The organism is Polaromonas sp., assembly GCF_030682935.1.
In the GTDB taxonomy this organism is placed as follows: Bacteria; Pseudomonadota; Gammaproteobacteria; order Burkholderiales; family Burkholderiaceae_C; genus Polaromonas.
Genome location: NZ_JAUXNA010000136.1, coordinates 1 through 16959 on the forward strand (window position 1 = coordinate 1; position 16959 = coordinate 16959).

Annotated in this window: 21 protein-coding genes; 10 read left to right on the plus strand and 11 right to left on the minus strand. The window is 59.7% G+C overall.

Annotation, left to right across the window (positions count from 1 at the left end):
* The 7 genes from nudB to Q8K05_RS06320 all read left to right on the plus strand — a co-directional run.
* A partial coding sequence (nudB, locus tag Q8K05_RS06290) for a dihydroneopterin triphosphate diphosphatase (RefSeq protein ID WP_305245657.1) occupies positions 1 to 399 on the plus strand: 399 nt, incomplete at its 5' end.
* Between the two features lie 154 nt (positions 400 to 553).
* Positions 554 to 1825 carry a cardiolipin synthase ClsB gene (clsB, locus tag Q8K05_RS06295; protein WP_305245658.1) on the plus strand — a complete coding sequence of 424 codons (1272 nt, stop codon included), beginning with the start codon at positions 554 to 556 and terminating at the stop codon, positions 1823 to 1825.
* A 151-nt stretch (positions 1826 to 1976) separates the two neighbouring features.
* A complete protein-coding gene (gene folE, locus Q8K05_RS06300) occupies positions 1977 to 2693 on the plus strand; it encodes a GTP cyclohydrolase I (protein WP_305245659.1) in 717 nt (238 codons plus the stop codon).
* A gap of 10 nt (positions 2694 to 2703) precedes the next feature.
* Entirely contained in the window at positions 2704 to 3126 is a 423-nt protein-coding gene (locus Q8K05_RS06305; RefSeq protein ID WP_305245660.1) for a BLUF domain-containing protein, read from the plus strand.
* A 109-nt stretch (positions 3127 to 3235) separates the two neighbouring features.
* Entirely contained in the window at positions 3236 to 4084 is an 849-nt protein-coding gene (locus Q8K05_RS06310) for a DUF429 domain-containing protein (RefSeq protein WP_305245661.1), read from the plus strand.
* A 183-nt stretch (positions 4085 to 4267) separates the two neighbouring features.
* The gene (locus tag Q8K05_RS06315) at positions 4268 to 4810 is read left to right on the plus strand and encodes a thermonuclease family protein (protein ID WP_305245662.1); all 543 of its coding nucleotides are present in this window, start codon (positions 4268 to 4270) and stop codon (positions 4808 to 4810) included.
* Positions 4811 to 5003: 193 nt separating this feature from the next.
* Positions 5004 to 5510 (plus strand): BON domain-containing protein, encoded by a 507-nt coding sequence (locus tag Q8K05_RS06320; RefSeq protein WP_305245663.1) that lies wholly within the window; start codon positions 5004 to 5006, stop codon positions 5508 to 5510.
* A 195-nt stretch (positions 5511 to 5705) separates the two neighbouring features.
* Here Q8K05_RS06320 and Q8K05_RS06325 read toward each other — a convergent pair whose 3' ends face one another.
* From Q8K05_RS06325 to Q8K05_RS06355, 7 genes are all read right to left on the minus strand, one after another.
* The gene (locus Q8K05_RS06325) at positions 5706 to 6020 is read right to left on the minus strand and encodes a BON domain-containing protein (RefSeq protein ID WP_305245664.1); all 315 of its coding nucleotides are present in this window, start codon (positions 6018 to 6020) and stop codon (positions 5706 to 5708) included.
* Between the two features lie 94 nt (positions 6021 to 6114).
* A complete protein-coding gene (locus Q8K05_RS06330) occupies positions 6115 to 6657 on the minus strand; it encodes a bacterioferritin (protein WP_305245665.1) in 543 nt (180 codons plus the stop codon).
* On the minus strand, positions 6654 to 7100 hold the full coding sequence (locus tag Q8K05_RS06335) for a hypothetical protein (protein WP_305245666.1): 447 nt from the start codon (positions 7098 to 7100) through the stop codon (positions 6654 to 6656). Before Q8K05_RS06335 ends, Q8K05_RS06330 begins: the two co-directional genes overlap by 4 nt.
* 12 nt (positions 7101 to 7112) lie before the next feature.
* Complete coding sequence (locus Q8K05_RS06340; protein ID WP_305245667.1) at positions 7113 to 7478, minus strand: hypothetical protein; 366 nt, start codon at positions 7476 to 7478, stop codon at positions 7113 to 7115.
* A gap of 69 nt (positions 7479 to 7547) precedes the next feature.
* Positions 7548 to 7952 (minus strand): hypothetical protein, encoded by a 405-nt coding sequence (locus Q8K05_RS06345; protein ID WP_305245668.1) that lies wholly within the window; start codon positions 7950 to 7952, stop codon positions 7548 to 7550.
* Positions 7953 to 8043: 91 nt separating this feature from the next.
* Entirely contained in the window at positions 8044 to 8208 is a 165-nt protein-coding gene (locus Q8K05_RS06350; protein WP_305245669.1) for a DUF1328 domain-containing protein, read from the minus strand.
* Between the two features lie 203 nt (positions 8209 to 8411).
* On the minus strand, positions 8412 to 9752 hold the full coding sequence (locus Q8K05_RS06355) for a CHASE3 domain-containing protein (protein ID WP_370868784.1): 1341 nt from the start codon (positions 9750 to 9752) through the stop codon (positions 8412 to 8414).
* A gap of 133 nt (positions 9753 to 9885) precedes the next feature.
* Between Q8K05_RS06355 and Q8K05_RS06360 the strand changes: the two genes are divergently transcribed.
* Positions 9886 to 10518, plus strand: coding sequence for a response regulator transcription factor (locus tag Q8K05_RS06360; RefSeq protein ID WP_305245670.1), 633 nt, complete (start codon positions 9886 to 9888; stop codon positions 10516 to 10518).
* 2 nt (positions 10519 to 10520) lie between these two features.
* On the opposite strand, the gene Q8K05_RS06365 is transcribed toward Q8K05_RS06360, so the two are convergent.
* Complete coding sequence (locus Q8K05_RS06365; RefSeq protein ID WP_305245671.1) at positions 10521 to 10901, minus strand: response regulator; 381 nt, start codon at positions 10899 to 10901, stop codon at positions 10521 to 10523.
* Positions 10902 to 11289: 388 nt separating this feature from the next.
* Between Q8K05_RS06365 and Q8K05_RS06370 the strand changes: the two genes are divergently transcribed.
* Positions 11290 to 13209 carry an AsmA family protein gene (locus Q8K05_RS06370; RefSeq protein WP_305245672.1) on the plus strand — a complete coding sequence of 640 codons (1920 nt, stop codon included), beginning with the start codon at positions 11290 to 11292 and terminating at the stop codon, positions 13207 to 13209.
* A 43-nt stretch (positions 13210 to 13252) separates the two neighbouring features.
* Here Q8K05_RS06370 and Q8K05_RS06375 read toward each other — a convergent pair whose 3' ends face one another.
* The 3 genes from Q8K05_RS06375 to gpmA all read right to left on the minus strand — a co-directional run bounded on the left by Q8K05_RS06375 (position 13253) and on the right by gpmA (position 16482).
* Positions 13253 to 14002 (minus strand): molybdopterin-synthase adenylyltransferase MoeB, encoded by a 750-nt coding sequence (locus Q8K05_RS06375; RefSeq protein ID WP_305245673.1) that lies wholly within the window; start codon positions 14000 to 14002, stop codon positions 13253 to 13255.
* A 101-nt stretch (positions 14003 to 14103) separates the two neighbouring features.
* On the minus strand, positions 14104 to 15543 hold the full coding sequence (locus Q8K05_RS06380; protein WP_305245674.1) for a S41 family peptidase: 1440 nt from the start codon (positions 15541 to 15543) through the stop codon (positions 14104 to 14106).
* Between the two features lie 195 nt (positions 15544 to 15738).
* Positions 15739 to 16482 carry a 2,3-diphosphoglycerate-dependent phosphoglycerate mutase gene (gene gpmA / locus Q8K05_RS06385; RefSeq protein ID WP_305245675.1) on the minus strand — a complete coding sequence of 248 codons (744 nt, stop codon included), beginning with the start codon at positions 16480 to 16482 and terminating at the stop codon, positions 15739 to 15741.
* A gap of 111 nt (positions 16483 to 16593) precedes the next feature.
* On the opposite strand from gpmA, the gene Q8K05_RS06390 reads away from it, so the two are divergent.
* Positions 16594 to 16959: rhodanese-like domain-containing protein (locus Q8K05_RS06390; protein WP_305245676.1), on the plus strand; the 366-nt coding region annotated here is incomplete at its 3' end.

The following is a 16959-nucleotide window of genomic DNA, read 5'->3' on the forward strand; positions in this document are numbered from 1 at the left end:
CCTCAGTTGGACGTGCTGCTGATCGAGCGCGCCGACCATCCCGGGTTCTGGCAAAGCGTCACGGGCTCCAAAGATGCTGTGGACGAGCCTGCGCTGCAAACTGCGCAGCGTGAAGTGATGGAAGAAACCGGTATGACCGCCTCCGCGGCTCAATGGCGCGATTGGGGTCTGTCGAATGTGTATGAAATCTACCCGGTGTGGCGCCATCGCTACGCACCAGGGGTGATCCAGAACACGGAGCATGTATTTGGCCTGTGCCTGCCGGAGAGGTGTGCCGTAACGCTCAACCCGCGCGAGCATACGGCTTGGCAGTGGTTCCCGCATCGCGCTGCCGCCGAGCGCTGTTTTTCGTCCTCCAACGCCGAAGCCATCCTGCTGCTGCCGCAGTTCATCGCTTGAGTTGGGCGGGATACCTTGTCCACCCATGGCTGGCCGCACGCCGGCGTCGACGCGCGGCAGGTCCCCGGGCCAGACCGGATTGGCAAACATCGCGTACTCGGCTCAAATACCTTGGGTCTCTGGAGCGCTCTGAATTCCTGACCACCCGTCATTCATGACGCAAAACCGATCGCCCATGCCCCCACGCCAGAAATCTGAGGAACTGCAATTACTGCACAGCGGACAGGCGTTTTTCCCGGCACTGATCAAGGCCTTTGATGCAGCTGCACAGTGGATTCAGCTGGAAACCTATATTTTTGACTTTCACGGCGCTGGCGCGCAGGTGGCCGATGCCTTGACGCGGGCGGCCAGGCGCGGCGTCAAGGTTCAGGTGCTGGTGGACGGCATTGGCACCAGTCCCTTGCCTGCGGAGTGGCGGAAAAAATTTGCTGAAGCGGGCGTTGAGTGGTGCGTGTACTCGCCGCTGGCGGCAGGTCTTCTCGGCTTGGGTGGGCTGGGGCTGCTGGTGCCAGAACGCTGGCGCAGGCTGCACCGCAAGCTGTGCGTGGTCGACCAGCGCCTGGTTTTTTGTGGTGGCATCAACGTGCTGGACGATTACTTTGACCTTGTCCACGGGGAACTGCAGGCCCCGCGCTTTGATTTTGCGGTCGCCGTGCGTGGGCCGCTGGCGCTGGAGGCGGCCGACGCCATGGCGCTGCTTTGGTGGCGCGTGCAGGTGGGGTACAGCGCGCGGCAGCGGCATCTGAGCGAGGCGTGGGAAAAGTTCAGGGCTGCGGGTTACGGCGGACTCGCCGACGTCCCACAACACGCGCAGCCGACAAACGCCGGGGCGCCGTCATCCGCCGCGTCACGTCCCCGGGCGGCGCTGGTGCTGCGCGACAACCTGCGCAATCGCGGCAGCATCGAGCGCGCCTACCGCAAGGCGATTGGCCAGGCCCGTCACGAAATCATCATTTCCAATGCGTATTTCCTGCCCGGCGGCAAGCTCCGCCGCGCCCTGGTTCGAGCGGCCAGGCGCGGTGTACGGGTGACGCTGCTGCTGCAAGGCAAGTACGAGCACTTCATGCAGTACCATGCGGCGCGGCCGGTGTACGGCGCCCTGTTGTCGGCAGGGGTGGAAATCCATGAATACGAAGTGAGTTTTCTTCATGCCAAAGTTGCTGTGGTGGATGGCCATTGGGCCACCGTGGGTTCGTCCAACCTCGATCCCCTGAGCCTGCTGCTGGCCCGGGAGGCGAATGTGGTGGTCGACGACAAGGCGTTCGCAGAAGACTTGAGGCGCCATCTGTGCGAAGCCATGGCCACGCAGGGGCGGCGCATGGACCCGGCCGCTTACAGCCAACGGCCGCTCGGCCAGCGTCTGCAGGGTTGGCTGGCTTATGCCCTGATGCGGCTGGCACTGCTGGTGACCGGGCAGCGTTACTGAGCCGGCGCCTGGTCACGGGAGTCGCTCAGCCAGCGATTGCAATAGCTATAAAAACAATAGCTGTATATTCCCGTGTTTATTGGGCTGTAGGCATAAAACAGTGAAATATATCGGGCAAGTCTGTTTTTCGGGCAAGCTGGTAATATCTGCCATGCTTATGAAAAATACTACGCCCCTCCAGGACGTGACGGACGAAGGCACGCCTGTCTCCGTCAAGATCCGCGAACGTCTGGCCCAGGCACGCAAGCGTTTCCATGCCAATGACAACATCGCCGAGTTTATTGAACCGGGTGAGCTGGAAAGCCTGCTTGACGAGGTAGAGGTCAAGATGCAGGGCGTTCTTGACAGTCTGGTGATCGACACCGCCGGGGACCACAACACGGGCAACACGGCTCGCCGGGTCGCCAAGATGTACCTGAACGAAGTGTTCAATGGCCGGTATGTGAAGGCGCCCAGCATCACCGAGTTTCCCAATGCCGAACACCTCAACGAGCTGATGATCGTCGGGCCGATTACGGTGCGCAGCGCCTGCTCGCATCATTTCTGCCCGGTCATCGGCAAGATATGGATTGGGGTGTTGCCCAATGAACATACCAATGTGATCGGCCTGTCCAAATACGCGCGGCTGGCCGAGTGGGTGATGGGCCGTCCGCAAATCCAGGAAGAGGCCGTGGTGCAACTGGCCGACCTGATCATGGAAAAAACCCAGCCCGACGGTTTGGCCATCGTGATGGAAGCGAGTCACTACTGCATGGCCTGGCGGGGCGTCAAGGACATGGACAGCAAGATGATCAACTCGGTCATGCGCGGTGTGTTTTTGAAGGATTCGACGCTGCGCCGCGAGTTCCTCGCCCTCATTCCACGCTAAGGATCAAACCATGTTGGTACGTTTGCTGTATGCCAGTCGCGCCGTAGATACCAGCGCTGGCGCCATTGAAGCGATTTTGACGCAGTCCCGCCAGTACAACCCGACTTGCGGTATCACCGGTATTCTTTGTTACGGCGGAGGTATTTTCCTGCAGGCCATTGAAGGCGGGCGCATGGCCATCAATGAGTTGTATGGCCATATTCAACGGGATGCGCGTCATAAGGATGTCGTGCTGCTTCAATATGAAGAAATTTCCGAACGCCGCTTCAGTGGCTGGACCATGGGGCAGGTCAATCTACTCAAGCTGAACCAGTCCATCTTGCTGAAATACTCCGAAAAGCCTGAGCTCGACCCTTACTCGGCATCCGGTAAGGTGTCCTTTGCGCTGCTCGAGGAACTGATGGCCACAGCCTCCATCATCGGCCGGTCCTGATACGGGTTCATCACTGCTGTCGGCTCGCTTGCAGGCTTGCCGTGCCTGCGCAGCCATGTCACGGGGTATGGCCTGATGGCGCGCACCCGGGTTGCGGGCGGGAGGGCGCATGACCCAAGTCCTGCTGATCGGTTGCGATTTTTCCAGCAGCCCCAGCCGCCGCAAACCGATTGTGATGGCCGCAGGCTCGGCCGCTAATGGACGTGTGTTGCTGGCGGGCCTTGAGCGCATTGAGTCGCTGGAGGATTTCGAGCACTGGGCGCGCCAGGACCGCGCATGGATAGCCGCCTTTGACTTTCCCTTTGGCCTGCCGCGCGAACTCGTGGCACATCTTGCCTGGCCTGTACTTTGGCCCGAACTGATCCGTCATTACGCAGGCATGAGCCGGCGCGAGATCCGTAACACCTTTGCGGCATTTTGCGACGCGCGTCCCGCAGGAAAAAAATTTGCCCACCGCGCCGCGGACGGGCCGGCAGGCTCCAGTCCCTCGATGAAATGGGTCAATCCGCCCGTGGCCTATATGCTGCACGCCGGTGTGCCGCGGCTGCTGGCCGCTGGCGTGCATTTTCCCGGCCTGCACGAGGGGGACAGCCGCCGTGTTGCGCTCGAAGGCTACCCCGGACTGCTTGCGCGCGAAGTGCTGGGCAAGCGCTCTTACAAGAGCGACGACAAGGCCAAGCAGTCGCCCGAGCGCCTGATTGCCCGGAAAGACCTGATCACCGCGCTTGAGCACGGACAAACCCGGCTGGGACTGCGCCTCAAAGTCAGTCATGCCCAGCGCGACGCGCTGATTGACGACGCCAGTGGCGACAGCCTGGATGCCGTGTTGTGCCTGCTGCAGGCGGCGTGGGCGTCACGGCAGGGTGCGCCCCGTTACGGCTTGCCGCCAGAGATGGACCCGCTGGAAGGCTGGATTGTCACGGCCCAGGCAGCGAGCGCCGGACTTGGCGGGTACTGATGATTTTCACAGTATATTAGGGGCCATGAAAGCCAATCGGGCCGTCCTTCCTGCCTTTTGAGCTTTTTAAAACATGTTGGGTCCACAGCGCTGTCTCGTCCGGTCGAGCAGCCATCCGTTTAGCATGATTCAAGCCTCCAGCCCAATAAATACGGGCTTGGCAAGCTATTTATTTGGTAGCAAATGAAACATACGACTTCGCCTTGCCGCGCTACTGCGCTGGCGCTGCTGGCTTTCACCGCCTTATGGGCCTGGTGTTCTCCGGCTTTCTCATCGGAACGCAGCCAGCCCAGTTGGTCGGGTGTCGTGACCTATGTAGTGGACGGCGATAGCGTTCATGTGCGTCCGGCAGGTGGCGGCAAACCGGTCCGCATTCGTATGGACGGCATTGATGCACCTGAGATTTGCCAGCCGGGAGGCAGCGCATCCCGCGACGCGCTCAAGCGCCGGGCGCTGGGGCAGCGCGTCGCGGTCCACGGCAGGCGTCATGATGACTACGGTCGTCTGCTGGCGCGGATTGATTTAAAAGACCAAGACTTGGGGAAATGGATGGTCACGAAAGGGCAGGCCTGGTCATACCGCTACCGCAACAAGCCCGGTCTTTACGCCTTGCAGCAGCGCCGTGCGCAAGCTGCGGGAATAGGGATTTTTTCGCGGACTCACGCGGCGCCCGCAGTGTATCCAGGGGTATTCCGAAAACAGCACGGAACTTGCTACCCTTCATGACGGGCTTCGCGGCTCTCGGGCAGCCGTGACGCGTCAACAGGCCCAAGGACGGGAAAAGGGGGCTTTATGGCCATTTGTCCTACGGTCATTTCGGTGGCGGCTGATTTTCTCCGGCCAGCGCCTTGGCTAAGGTCGTGATGCGCGATTTCACCATCGCCGTGTTTACCGCCTATTTTTACCAACAGGAGTCATCATGAAAAAACAAGCCTCAAGGCTTTCGCCGGCCCGTCGTGGTGTGTCTGCCCCTTTGTTCCTGACCGCTGCGCTCGCACTTGTTCTTGCCGTGAGCGCTTGTGGCAAGCAGGACGATGCGAAAACGGCGGGGCAGCAACTCGACTCGGCCATTTCAAAAACCGAGCAGGCCGCTGAACAAGCCAGGAAAAAAACCGAAAACACCCTTGCCAACACCGGCGCTGCGTTGAAAGACGCCACGCAAAATGCCGAATCCTCAGCGCAGGCCCTTGCAAGCAAGGCAGGTGAAAAGCTCGATGACCTGGCTATCACCGCGGCGGTGTTGTCAGGCTTCGCCAAAGACCCCGACCTGAGCATCCTCAAGATCAAGGTCGACACCCGCAATGGTGCCGTGACCCTGAGTGGCTCGGCGCCCAGCGAAGCGGCCCGCGAGAAAGCCAGCGATATGGCCAAAGCGGTCAAGGGCGTGAACTCTGTGGAAAACAAACTGCTCGTGAGTGCCGGTTGAGCGCCTCGCGGCCGCACGCCGGTGCGCCGTCGAGGGTTGCCGTGTCATGCGTGAATCACCCAGCGCTGGACTTCTGCGCGCGGCGTGCTTTGGACCTGATGGCGGAATGAAGAGGACGTAAAAAAGCATGCGATGAAATTTTCATCGCATGCCTGGTGTTTCGCTACCGCGGTAGCGAAAGGAACTGATCAGCGCTTAAGGACGAACGACGATGTCGTTGCGAACGCTCTTGACGTTCTTCACGCCCATGGCGATATTCCCAGCCTGGGTTTTTTCAGTCGTTGACTTGGCGAAACCGGACAGTTGAACCGTGCCATTGAGCGTTTCGACGCTGATGGACAGGCCTGAGACGGCCTTGTCCTCAAGGAACTTGGCCTTGACGGCGGTCGTGATGGCCGCATCATCGACATAGGCACCGGCGGTTTCCTGGCCGCGCACAACGGCGCAGCCGCTGCCGATGATGGTGATACCTGCCAGAGCGGCGAATGCAATTGCGCGAACATATTTCATGGTGTTTTCCTCTTGATTTGACTTAACTGAACTGGTGCAAGGTTTAAAAAGCCTGTCGATCAGCGGCACCACGCCCATCGACCTGCGCTAATGGTTATTTTTCCAGCCAGTCTTTGAGCTCGTCGGCGTGTTCTTCCTCATCGGCCAGAACGTCTTCCAGCAGGCGACGCGTGGTGGGGTCCTTGTCGCCGATCAGCGCAATCATCTGGCGGTAGGCTTCAACCGCAATCCGCTCGGCGATCAGGTTGACCCGCACCATGGTCTGCAGGTCGTTCGACGCGTCATAGTCGGCGTGGCTGCGTTGCAGCAAGGTGTCCGGCGAGAAATCGGGTTCTCCGCCCAGTTGCACAATTCGCCGGGCAATGCGGTCGGCGTGTGCAGATTCCTCATTGGCATGCACCAGAAATTCCTCGGCAATCCTGGGCGACGAGACGCCGCTGGCCATGAAGTAGTGGCGTTTGTAACGCAGTACGCAGACCAGTTCAGTGGCCAACGCATCGTTGAGGAGTTTTACGATCGCATCGCGGTGCGGTCCATAGGCCGGGGTGATGGCGCCATCGCTCAGGCTTTTCCGGGCTGCACTGAGGCCGGCCTCATCAAGCGTCAACGCGGCGGAAGAATTATTTTTGGTATTCATGGTGTTTCCTGTGGTGGTTCGGAATCGCGCGGGGCGCTGTAAAGCACCGACAGCACAACGTTTGAAAGCTCGGATGACTTGAGGGTTGCCAGCAGCAGCCCGCCCAGCGAAACCAGGCGCCACGGCCGGAGCACGACCGTCGCAGCGCCGACACCGGCCGCAATGGCCAGGAGTTTGAAGGGCTGCTCTTCGGCATAGCGGCCGATGACGGGCTTGGCCATATCCAGCGCCACATTCACAGGGTGGTGCTGCCACCAGGCCCGCATGGCGTGTTTGAATACACGCCACTTTCCACCAGAAGCTGCGCGGGACTGCGTCAGTTCGTTGGCGTCATGGCCGACTTGGTCTTCCAGGCTTTGGCGGTCCCGCGTCATGTGCCTGAGAATGGCCTTGCGGCTGTTCGCCAGCCGTTCTTGCGGCGTCGGTGCAATGAGGGCGTTCATGCCGGCATTCCTTCAGGCAACCGAGCGCAGTGCCCGCTTGTCGCTGTCCATCTGCGCCTTCAACTCGGTAAAACGCTCGCGCTCCAGCGGTTTTCTCGCCATAAAGAGAGTAATTGCCAACAATCCCAAGGCAAAGCCCGGCACTGCAACCAAACCCCAATGGAACTGGTTTTGAAGCAGGCCCAGCATCAGGGCCGTGCCTGCCAGGCCCAAAAATACGACGGCCGATAGCGCCACCAGCACCCAGGCCACAGCGCGCGTCAATAACGCTGAAGCTGCGGCGGAGGCTTCGTCATGAAATAACGCGGCATAAGCCGAGAGATGGTCTACGACCAAATCGGGTCTCTGTACAAGCGTTGAAAAAAGCGGATGCAGCATGAGTAGGGCGTGTGTTGAGGGTCAGCGATCAGTCTGGAAAATCAAGAGCAGTTCAATCGACGTTTGCTTTTAGTGACGGTTTTGATCGCGATGGCGGGCCGAGGAAATAATCAGGGCCACTGCAGCGCCAACGGCTGCTGCAATCAGAACGGAACGCAGGGGTTGCTCCGCCACATAGCGTGTGGTCACGCCTGCTGCCCGCTTGAGGGAATGCTCGGCGCGGTCTTTGGCCTCTGCGGCCAGGTCAAGACTGTGGCGCGCCAGCTTTTGCGCCTTGGACGCCAGCATGTCGACAACCGGGTCAATGTTGCCGCGCAGCTCGCGCATGGTGTGTTCGGCTTTGTCGAGGGCTTCGTTGGCGTAGCTGCGGGTCGAATAACCGGCTTTTTCTGCGGTCTGCAGCAAGTCATCGGATGCACGGCGCATGGCTGGCAGCGTTTCTTGGGCAATTTTGGAGGCGTTGTTGGTGTTCATTTCGGGTCCTTGATGCGTTTGAGTTTCAGAATGAGGCGCGCTGGGTAGCGAAACGGTGCTGCGCGGGTTTGAGTATTTGCAATGGCGGACGTCATTTCTTTTTGAGCACGCTGACTACAAAGCCCACGATGGCCATGATCGCGAAGATGAAAAAAAGGATCTTCGCGATCTCCACCGCACCTGCTGCAATGCCACCAAAACCGAATACGGCGGCGATCAGTGCGATCACCAGAAAAACGACGGAATAGTGCAGCATCTCAATCTCCTTGCTTTGGCTTGGCGGGGCTTCTTTTGAAACGCCTGCAACTAGCTTAAGAAAGAAGCTGATTTTTTCTCATCGGCTGCGAGCGTGTGCCGCTGTCAGTTCCAGGGTGGATGCACTGTAGGAGACGGCTGACAGTTTGTTACGCATATGCAGTTTCAGGCGGAATGGCGAAGCCGCTGCAACGCTGCGCAAGCTCAGCTGGCCCGGGGCAGAACGGCAGAAATCCGCGTGCCGCGGCCGTCACTGCTCGTCACGGTCAGCCGGCCCCCGGCGGCTTCAACGCGGTGGCGCATGCCTGCAAGACCGTGACTGGTCGGCCCCACGCTGTCCAGCTTGAAGCCCTTGCCGTTGTCCCTGACCTCAACGGTGATGTAGCCGTCAAAGCTGTGAAGGCTGATCTCTGCCTGCTTGGCCTCGGCATACTTGCCGATGTTGGTCAGTGACTCCTGGACCAGCCTGTAAACGGTCAGTTGCGCGGCCCCGCCTAATTCGACGTGCTCCAGGTCGGTGGTGATGGTGAGCTCGGAGCGTTCCTGAAATTCCCGGGCCAAAATTTCAAGCGAAGCCACCAGCCCGAGGTGGGAAAGCGAGGAGGGGCGTAAATCCTCGACAATGCGGCGCGCCAGGGCAATGCCGCTGTTCAGCGTGCTGGTCAGATGCGCCAGGCGTTCTGTCGCTTCTGGCACGTTGCCGGCCAGTCGCGACTTCAGCCGGGCGACATCCAGTTTGGCGGACGTCAGCAGCGAGCCCAACTCGTCGTGCAGTTCACGTGCCAGATGACCGCGCTCATCCTCCCGCACATTTTGCAGATGAGTGGCCAGCTTGGCGAGGCTGGCAGTGCGCTCGCGCACCTGGGATTCCAGCATATCGCGCTCACGCTGCAGCGATACCTGCTCGCGTTTGCCAGCGGTCAGCAGGGCCTTGGTTTGCTGCAGGTACATGTAAAAAGCCAGCAGCCCGGCCAGCGCCATGGTGGCAATGCCGATGCGGGACAGCAGCAAAGTCTTCTTGATCTGGGCCTGGCCCGACTCCATTTTTCTGATGCTGCTGGCCGTCAGCCTGGCAGACTGCGCACGAATGGCGTCCATGTGCACCTTGCCGACATCGGTGGTCAGTATGAATTTCCAGGCGTCCTCATTGCCTTCCTTTCGCATGCGCACGCTCAGGTCCATCTCGGCCAGCTTGCGCGAAACATGCTCCGACATGACGCCAAACTCTGAGAGTTGATCTTCATAGGGGGCGAACAGCTGACGCAGGATGCCCAGGTTCTGGTGAAGATCCGCCATGGCTGTGTCGTAGGGCTCCAGATAGCGCGGATCGCCGGTCAGTAAATACCCCCGTTGTCCGGTTTCGGCGTCCAGCACGTGCTGCAGCAATTTATTGATGGCCCCGCGGGTTTGTTGCGCCTCCTCAATGTTGGCTGCAGCCGCCGTAGAGCGCTGAAAACTCGCCTCGTTGATAAATATGAGCAGGGCTGCAGCCAGCACCGCCAGGGGCAGGCTGATGGCCATTTTGGTGATTGCAAATCGTTTCACGACAAACTCCATTCAGTATTTCAGTGAATAATTCGACAATAATGGGCGCTGAAAATCAATGAGGATGTCCGGACCCGGCCCTCTTGCTTCATTGGATGGCCGCTTTGCGCAGGCATTAAAGAAAGACAGCGACATGATAAAAATCGGAATTGTGGATGACCATGCCATTGTGCGTACGGGACTCAGGCAGTTTTTTTCGGACCAGGTGGACTTGCGAGTCGTCGGCGAAGCCGGCAGTGGCCGCGAGGCCATTGACCTGGTTCGCAATGTCGAGCTGGACATCCTGGTCATGGATCTGTCCATGCCCGGCCAGAGCGGGATCGACGCCTTGGCCATGATCCGCGCCAAAGCGCCCGATGTGGGCATCCTGATTTTGAGCGGCTACCCCGAGGAGCACTATGCGGTCAACCTGATTCGTCAGGGCGCCAGCGGCTACCTTAACAAGGAATGCGACCCGTCGGAAATTGTTGATGCGATCCGTGTGATTTCGCTTGGCAAACGCTACATCACGCCGGCAGTGGCAGAGTTGCTGGCGCAACAACTGAACCGGCCCAAGGACATGGCGGCCCACGAGCAACTGTCGGAGCGGGAGTTCCAGGTGTTTCTCAAGCTGGCCAAAGGGGAGACGGCGGGCGACATTGCAAAAGCGCTTTCCCTGAGCGTGAAGACCGTGAGCACCTACCGCACCCGGGTGATGGAAAAAATGAGTCTTTCGTCCAACAGTGACCTCACCTATTACGCGCTCAAGAACAAGTTGATTGACTGATTTCAAGCGGAAGGGCCGCTTTGCTGGATGCAGTAGTCCACCAGGGCGTCAATTTCGTTTGATTTGTCGAAAACTGCGTCGACGCCCAGTTGTGCGCAACGCTGGCGAATGTCCGCCGTGGCGTAATTGCTGAGCACCACCACCTTTTGCCGGGATGGACGGTCCCGGCAAGAGGCGAGTACGCCCAGTCCGCTTCCCTGTTTGAGAAACAAATCGACGATCGCCAAATCCCATTCATCCCGGTTTTCGGCAAGCCAAGCTTTGCCCTCGTTCTCGGTTTCCGCACTTCCCACCGCGTTGATACATGCCAATTCTTCAAGCGTTCCGATCAGGTTCTCACGAATGGTAGGGTTGTCTTCGACGATATAAGTTTTAAGTCTCACTGCTCTTGCCTAAGTAACGACGCCAGGGATTTCGGACCATTTCGAAAGACACGCCAGGTGCTGCTGGCAAGAGTCTGAGAATCCCATCCTGCCCCATTTCTTAATGTATCTTTTGCCGCAAGTTGATTGTGCCAGTGACACGAGCTTATTTTCGTAGGCGGTTTCCTACGCGCACGCTACAAAAGGCTGTAGGTACATGCCCACAGCGTTTCATGGCGCTTGCTGACTGTTTTTGATCGCCTATTTGTTCGATAGTCGAATATCTGCAAGTCAGTGCCCGTACCTGTTTATTGACTCTCGTTGTTGGCGCACTGTCGGTCGCCGCGACAAAAAGCATTTCGCATTTCCTGAGGCTGGCCGCAACCCACTCTAACGCATGAATAATACCTTGTTTCAATCTGTTACTACCAGGAAATGGCTTGCCGGCATTGTCGCTTCGTTCATCGCTTTGACGCTCGGCCTATATTTTTTCCCGTGGGACTCATTGCGCGAGCCGATCAATCGTTACGTGTCGGAGCAGCTGGGGCGTCGCTTTGAAATTACGCAACACCTGACGGTGCACCCGGGCCTGACGAGCACGGTCCGGGCGGAGGGCGTGGAATTTGCCAACCCCGAGTGGGCCAGCGAGCCTTACCTGCTCAAGGCGAGCGTTGCCGAATTCGATATCGAGCTGCTCCCCCTGTTGTTGGGCAAGCTGGTGTTACCCCGGATTGTGCTGACCGAAGCGAAAATTGGCCTGCAGATTGAGCCGGATGGGCGCCGCACTTGGGCGCTGTCGCGCGACACGTCCGACACAAGCGCTGTCCCGAAGATCGGAGCCTTGCGGGTTGACAAGGGCACCGTCCAGTACCGGGCAGCGGCGCTAGGCGCAAATATCACCGCTCAATTTACCCTTGCCGAGGAGGCCACTGCTCAGCTCCCTTTGCGATTCGAGGCTGCGGGGCAATGGAAAAATGAGGCGTTTAGCGCCGAGGGACGAAGCGGTGGCGTGCTGCAACTGAATCAGAATATCCAGGCCCCTTTTCCTGTCGAAGTGAATGCCGTGGCGGGAAGAACGCGCCTCAAGGCCAAGGGTTTGATTACCAATCTTGCAGAGTTCGCCAGCGTTGACGCCACGTTTGATCTCCAGGGGCGAAACCTTGAAGAGCTGTACAGACTGCTGGGCGTCGTGCTGCCTTCCACGCCGCCCTACAAGCTTCGCGGCAAGTTGGTCAAGAACGGCAAGGTATGGGCCGCCAGCCAGATTCAGGGGGTGCTGGGCAAGTCGGATCTCAGTGGCGCCCTGAGTTTTGATCAGACGGCTGCGGTGCCGATGTTGACTGGCAAGGTGGCGTCGAAGTTGCTTGATTTTGCCGATCTGGGAGCGGTGATCGGTCTGGCGCCCTCCGGCAGTTCTAGCCCTGGCGCTGCGGCGGCTTCGCGCAAGGTGCTGCCCGTGGCGACCCTGGACGTGGCCAGACTCAAGGCCATGAATGCCGACGTGACTTATGCCGCTGCTGATATCCGGCATGTGCAGGTATTGCCGCTGGACAAGGGCAGTGTTCACGTCAAGCTGATGGCAGGGGTCTTGCAGCTGGATCCCGTTTCCCTGGGGGTTGCCGGGGGGACTGTGGCTGGACGCATTCACATCGACGCCAACGTGGTGCCCGCCGCCTTTAGCACTCGTCTGGATGTGCGCGGATTGCAGTTGAATCAGTTGCTTCCTGCAGTGGAGACGACCAAAAGCAGTCTTGGAAAAATCACCGGACAGTTCGACCTGACAGGGCGGGGTAATTCTGCCGCGCAAATGCTGGGGTCGGCCTCCGGGAATGTGGCCGTCCTGATGGGCAAGGGTGAAATCAGCAACATCCTGCTCGAATACATGGGCCTTGACGGAGGGGAAATCATCAAGTTTTTGGTGCGCGGTGACCGCACGGTGCAGCTGCGCTGCGCCGCCGCGGCCTTTGACGTGAAGCAGGGTTTGATGGTTAGCCGGGCCATCGTGCTGGACACCAGCGATACGGTGATCAATGGCCGGGGCCAGGTGAGTCTGGCCCATGAAACCCTGGATATTATTTTGGAACCCGCGCCCAAGGACCGGAGTATTTTGAGTCTGCGGTCGCCGCTGCGTATTGGCGGTACCTTTGCCGCGCCCTCAGCCAGTCCGGACAAGGCGGCACTGGCGGGTCGGGCCGGCATCGCCCTGCTTCTGGCGGCGATCAACCCCTTGCTGGCGCTGGCTGCCACTATAGAAACCGGTCCGGGTCAGGACGCGGATTGTCAGGCGGTGCTGGCGCAAGCCGCCAAGCCCGCAGCGGGCACCCGATAAGCCAAGGGGCTCTGCGGGTACTGGCGGAGCTTCACCAGAGCGTTCAATGGCCACCGCAGACGGTGCATGCGGGGTTGCGCGCCAGCTTCATCTCGTTCCACGCCATGCTGCGGCCATCGAGCATCAGCAGTCGCCCGGTCAGCGGCTGCCCCACCTCGCACAGCAGTTTCAGGGCCTCAGCGGCCTGTACCGTGCCCACGATGCCGACCAGGGGCGCAAACACACCCATGGTGGCGCAGCGGGTTTCTTCGAGCCAGTCCGATTCCGGAAACACGCAGGCATAGCACGGCGACAGATCGTCCCGCGGGTCATAAACGGCGACTTGCCCGTCAAAGCGTATGGCGGCCCCCGACACCAGCGGCTTGCGGTGATGGACGCAGGCGCGGTTGATGGCGTGGCGGGTCGCGAAGTTGTCGGTGCAGTCCAGCACCAGGTCGGCCTCGCGGACCAGCTTGTCGAGCAGCGCATCATCGGCCCGTTCGGTGACCGGAATCACCTTGACATCCGGGTTGATGGCGGCAATGGACTGCACCACGGAGGTGGCCTTGAACTGACCGATGCGTGCCAGCGTGTGGGCGATTTGCCGCTGCAGGTTGGTGGCATCCACCCGGTCATGGTCGACGACCGTGATGCGGCCAACGCCGGCACTGCCCAGGTACAAGGCCACCGGCGAGCCCAGTCCCCCCGCACCCACCATCAGCACATGGGAAGACAGGAGCTTTTCCTGGCCTTCAATGCTTATTTCGTCAAGCAGGATGTGCCGGGAATAGCGGAGAAGCTGGTCGTCGTTCATGAATAAGAAAAGGGAATTGGGAAGGACACATACAAAGGCCGGCTTGGTGCGATGACGCAAGCCGGCCTGAGCCTGTTGGGGGCCTGATTCGCCGTTTGGGCCTAGTTTTCTTTTTTCTCGTTTTTAGGTTCGACCACGGCGGTCTTGCTGACCAACACAGGGCGACCCTTGAGCTGGTTGATGGCTTGCGCCAGCTGGAAGTCCTTGTCGCTGCCCAGTTCGGGCGGCCGGCGCTGTTCGGGCGTCTTCTTGGCTTCTTCTTCCAGCCGTTTCAGGGCTTGCTCGCGGGCTTTTTCCCGGCCCTCGTCCTTGACTTCAGCGCCCTGGCCGCTGCCCAGGTGTTTTTCAAGGTCGGCTTCGCGGGTGCGCAATGCGGCAAACGGGCTGCCCTCGGCAGTCTCGTCCACCATCACATCGGGAACGATGCCGCGTGCCTGAATCGACTTGCCGCTCGGCGTGTAGTAGCGCGCAGTGGTCAGCTTGATGCCGGTGTCCGGACCCAGCGGACGCACGGTCTGGACCGAGCCTTTGCCGAAGGTCTGGGTGCCCATGATGGTGGCGCGCTTGTAGTCTTGCAGGGCGCCCGCCACAATCTCGCTGGCCGAGGCGGAACCTTCATTCACCAGCACCACCAGCGGCACGCTCTTGAGCGCTGCAGGCAGGCGCTTGAGGGGGTCGGCGCCGTTGCGGCGCTGGTAAAACTCGGGCGACGCCTTGTAGGTGAATTTGCTTTCGGCCAGCTGGCCGTTGGTCGACACCACGGTGACGTTTTCGGGCAGGAAGGCGGCCGATACGGCAACGGCGGCATCCAGCAAACCACCGGGGTCGTTGCGCAAGTCCAGTACCAGGCCCTTGAGATTGGGCTCCTGCTTGTAAATCTGCTCCATCTTGGTGACGAAATCGTCCACCGTGCGTTCCTGAAACTGGCTCAGGCGAATCCAGGCGTAGCCGGGCTCAACCACCTTGCTGCGCACCGACTGGGTGCGAATTTCTTCCCGGGTGATGGTGACGGGGAACGTGCGGTTTTCGTCCTTGCGGAAAATGGTGAGCCGCACCTTGGTTTGGGGCTCGCCGCGCATTTTCTTGACGGCGTCGTTCAGGCTCATGCCCTTGACGGCCGCGTCATCAATCCGGGTGATCAGGTCGTTGGGTTTCAGGCCCGCCCGGTCGGCCGGTGAGCCTTCAATCGGAGACACCACCTTGACCAGCCCGTCTTCCTGGCTGATCTCTATGCCGACGCCGACGAAGCGACCACTGGTGCCTTCCCGGAATTCCTTGTACGACTTTTTGTCGAAATAGACCGAATGCGGGTCCAAGCTGGCCACCATGCCGGAGATGGCGTCGGTGATGAGTTTTTTCTCGTCAACCGGCTCGACATAGTCTGATTTGACCATCCCGAAAACCGCAGCGAGTTGTTGCAGCTCTTCCAGCGGCAAAGGCGTGAGCCCGCCGCGCGCGATGGCTTGCAGTTGTACCGTGGTGAGTGCGCCTGCCACAACGCCAATTGAAATCCAGCCTGCCGCTTTGAGCTTTTGACCCATAAAAATACCTTCATAAGTCTGTTGAGGAACCTTTGCTCCTTCAGAACTGAAGCAATATACACCTTGGACAAAGGCCCCGCTCTACAGTTCCGTCAGCAGCGCCATGCAGTGCCGTAAAAGGCTCGAAACTGCCGGTTTATTTGGCAGTTTTACAAGACTTTTACAAAAAATAATGGCGCCAGGGTTGGCGGGGGCTCAGGCCTTGCCCTGTGCGCCCACGGCTGCGGCGGCTTTGGCAGCGGCTTCGCTGTCGCCCAGGTAGTAGTGGCGCAGCGGCTTGAGGTCTGCGTCCAGTTCATACACCAGCGGGATGCCGTTGGGGATATTGAGCCCCACGATGTCGTCATCCGATATCTTGTCCAGGTGTTTCACCAGCGCGCGTATCGAGTTGCCATGGGCCACCACCACGATGCGCTTGCCGGCCTTGATGGCAGGCGCCATGGACTCATTCCAGAATGGCAGGACGCGCTCCACCGTGTCCTTGAGGCATTCGGTCAGGGGCACCTGTTCGGGCGGCAGCTTGGCGTAGCGCGGGTCACCGCGCTCGCAGCGTTCATCTTCGGCGCTCAGGGGCGGCGGCGGCGTGTCGTAGCTGCGGCGCCAGACCAGCACCTGCTCGTCACCATATTTTCTGGCGGTCTCGGCCTTGTTCAGGCCCTGCAAGGCGCCGTAATGCCGCTCGTTGAGCCGCCAGCTGTGCACGACAGGCAGCCAGGTCTTGTCCATTTCGTCCAGCACATGCCAGAGCGTGCGGGTGGCGCGTTTAAGCACGCTGGTGTAGGCCAGGTCAAAGTCATAGCCTTCTTCCTTCAGGAGCTTTCCGGCGGTTTTGGCCTGCGCGACACCGGTTTCCGTCAGGTCGACATCGGTCCAGCCCGTGAATTGGTTGTCAAGATTCCAGGTCGATTCGCCGTGGCGGATGAGCACAAGTTTGTACATGGTGTGGGAGAGTTGATAAATGGGAGTGAGCGATAAAAGGCCGCCAGCAGGCCGGCTTCTGCCTCTATTCTAAAATCACGGATTAGGCATAAAACACACAAAAGGTTCAAAGTGAAATTTCTGATCGATAACTGGATGCTGATTTCCGTCGCACTGGCTTCTGGCGGCATGCTGGTTTGGCCCATGATTGCAGGCGGCATGAGCGCTGGCACACTGACGGCCAGCGGCGCGGTGCAGCTGATCAACCGTGAAAAAGCCGTGGTGGTGGATGTGTGCAGCGCAGAGGAATTTGCCGCTGGCCATGTGGTGGGCGCAAAACACATACCGCTGGGCGAGCTGGAATCCCGGCTCCCGGGCGTTGTGAAAAACAAGGCCTTGCCGGTGATTCTGGTGTGCGCCAGCGGCATGCGTTCCAGCCGCGCCGTCGCCATCGCCAAAAAACTCGGTTACGAGCAAGCCCAATCGCTGGGCGGCGGG

Bases quoted from the DNA above. Each gene is read 5' to 3' on its own strand.
- clsB (WP_305245658.1), top strand. From the start codon at position 554: ATGACGCAAAACCGATCGCCCATGCCCCCACGCCAGAAATCTGAGGAA.
- folE (WP_305245659.1), top strand. From the start codon at position 1,977: ATGCTTATGAAAAATACTACGCCCCTCCAGGACGTGACGGACGAAGGC.
- Q8K05_RS06305 (WP_305245660.1), top strand. From the start codon at position 2,704: ATGTTGGTACGTTTGCTGTATGCCAGTCGCGCCGTAGATACCAGCGCT.
- Q8K05_RS06310 (WP_305245661.1), top strand. From the start codon at position 3,236: ATGACCCAAGTCCTGCTGATCGGTTGCGATTTTTCCAGCAGCCCCAGC.
- Q8K05_RS06315 (WP_305245662.1), top strand. From the start codon at position 4,268: ATGAAACATACGACTTCGCCTTGCCGCGCTACTGCGCTGGCGCTGCTG.
- Q8K05_RS06320 (WP_305245663.1), top strand. From the start codon at position 5,004: ATGAAAAAACAAGCCTCAAGGCTTTCGCCGGCCCGTCGTGGTGTGTCT.
- Q8K05_RS06325 (WP_305245664.1), bottom strand. From the start codon at position 6,020: ATGAAATATGTTCGCGCAATTGCATTCGCCGCTCTGGCAGGTATCACC.
- Q8K05_RS06330 (WP_305245665.1), bottom strand. From the start codon at position 6,657: ATGAATACCAAAAATAATTCTTCCGCCGCGTTGACGCTTGATGAGGCC.
- Q8K05_RS06335 (WP_305245666.1), bottom strand. From the start codon at position 7,100: ATGAACGCCCTCATTGCACCGACGCCGCAAGAACGGCTGGCGAACAGC.
- Q8K05_RS06340 (WP_305245667.1), bottom strand. From the start codon at position 7,478: ATGCTGCATCCGCTTTTTTCAACGCTTGTACAGAGACCCGATTTGGTC.
- Q8K05_RS06345 (WP_305245668.1), bottom strand. From the start codon at position 7,952: ATGAACACCAACAACGCCTCCAAAATTGCCCAAGAAACGCTGCCAGCC.
- Q8K05_RS06350 (WP_305245669.1), bottom strand. From the start codon at position 8,208: ATGCTGCACTATTCCGTCGTTTTTCTGGTGATCGCACTGATCGCCGCC.
- Q8K05_RS06360 (WP_305245670.1), top strand. From the start codon at position 9,886: ATGATAAAAATCGGAATTGTGGATGACCATGCCATTGTGCGTACGGGA.
- Q8K05_RS06375 (WP_305245673.1), bottom strand. From the start codon at position 14,002: ATGAACGACGACCAGCTTCTCCGCTATTCCCGGCACATCCTGCTTGAC.
- Q8K05_RS06380 (WP_305245674.1), bottom strand. From the start codon at position 15,543: ATGGGTCAAAAGCTCAAAGCGGCAGGCTGGATTTCAATTGGCGTTGTG.
- gpmA (WP_305245675.1), bottom strand. From the start codon at position 16,482: ATGTACAAACTTGTGCTCATCCGCCACGGCGAATCGACCTGGAATCTT.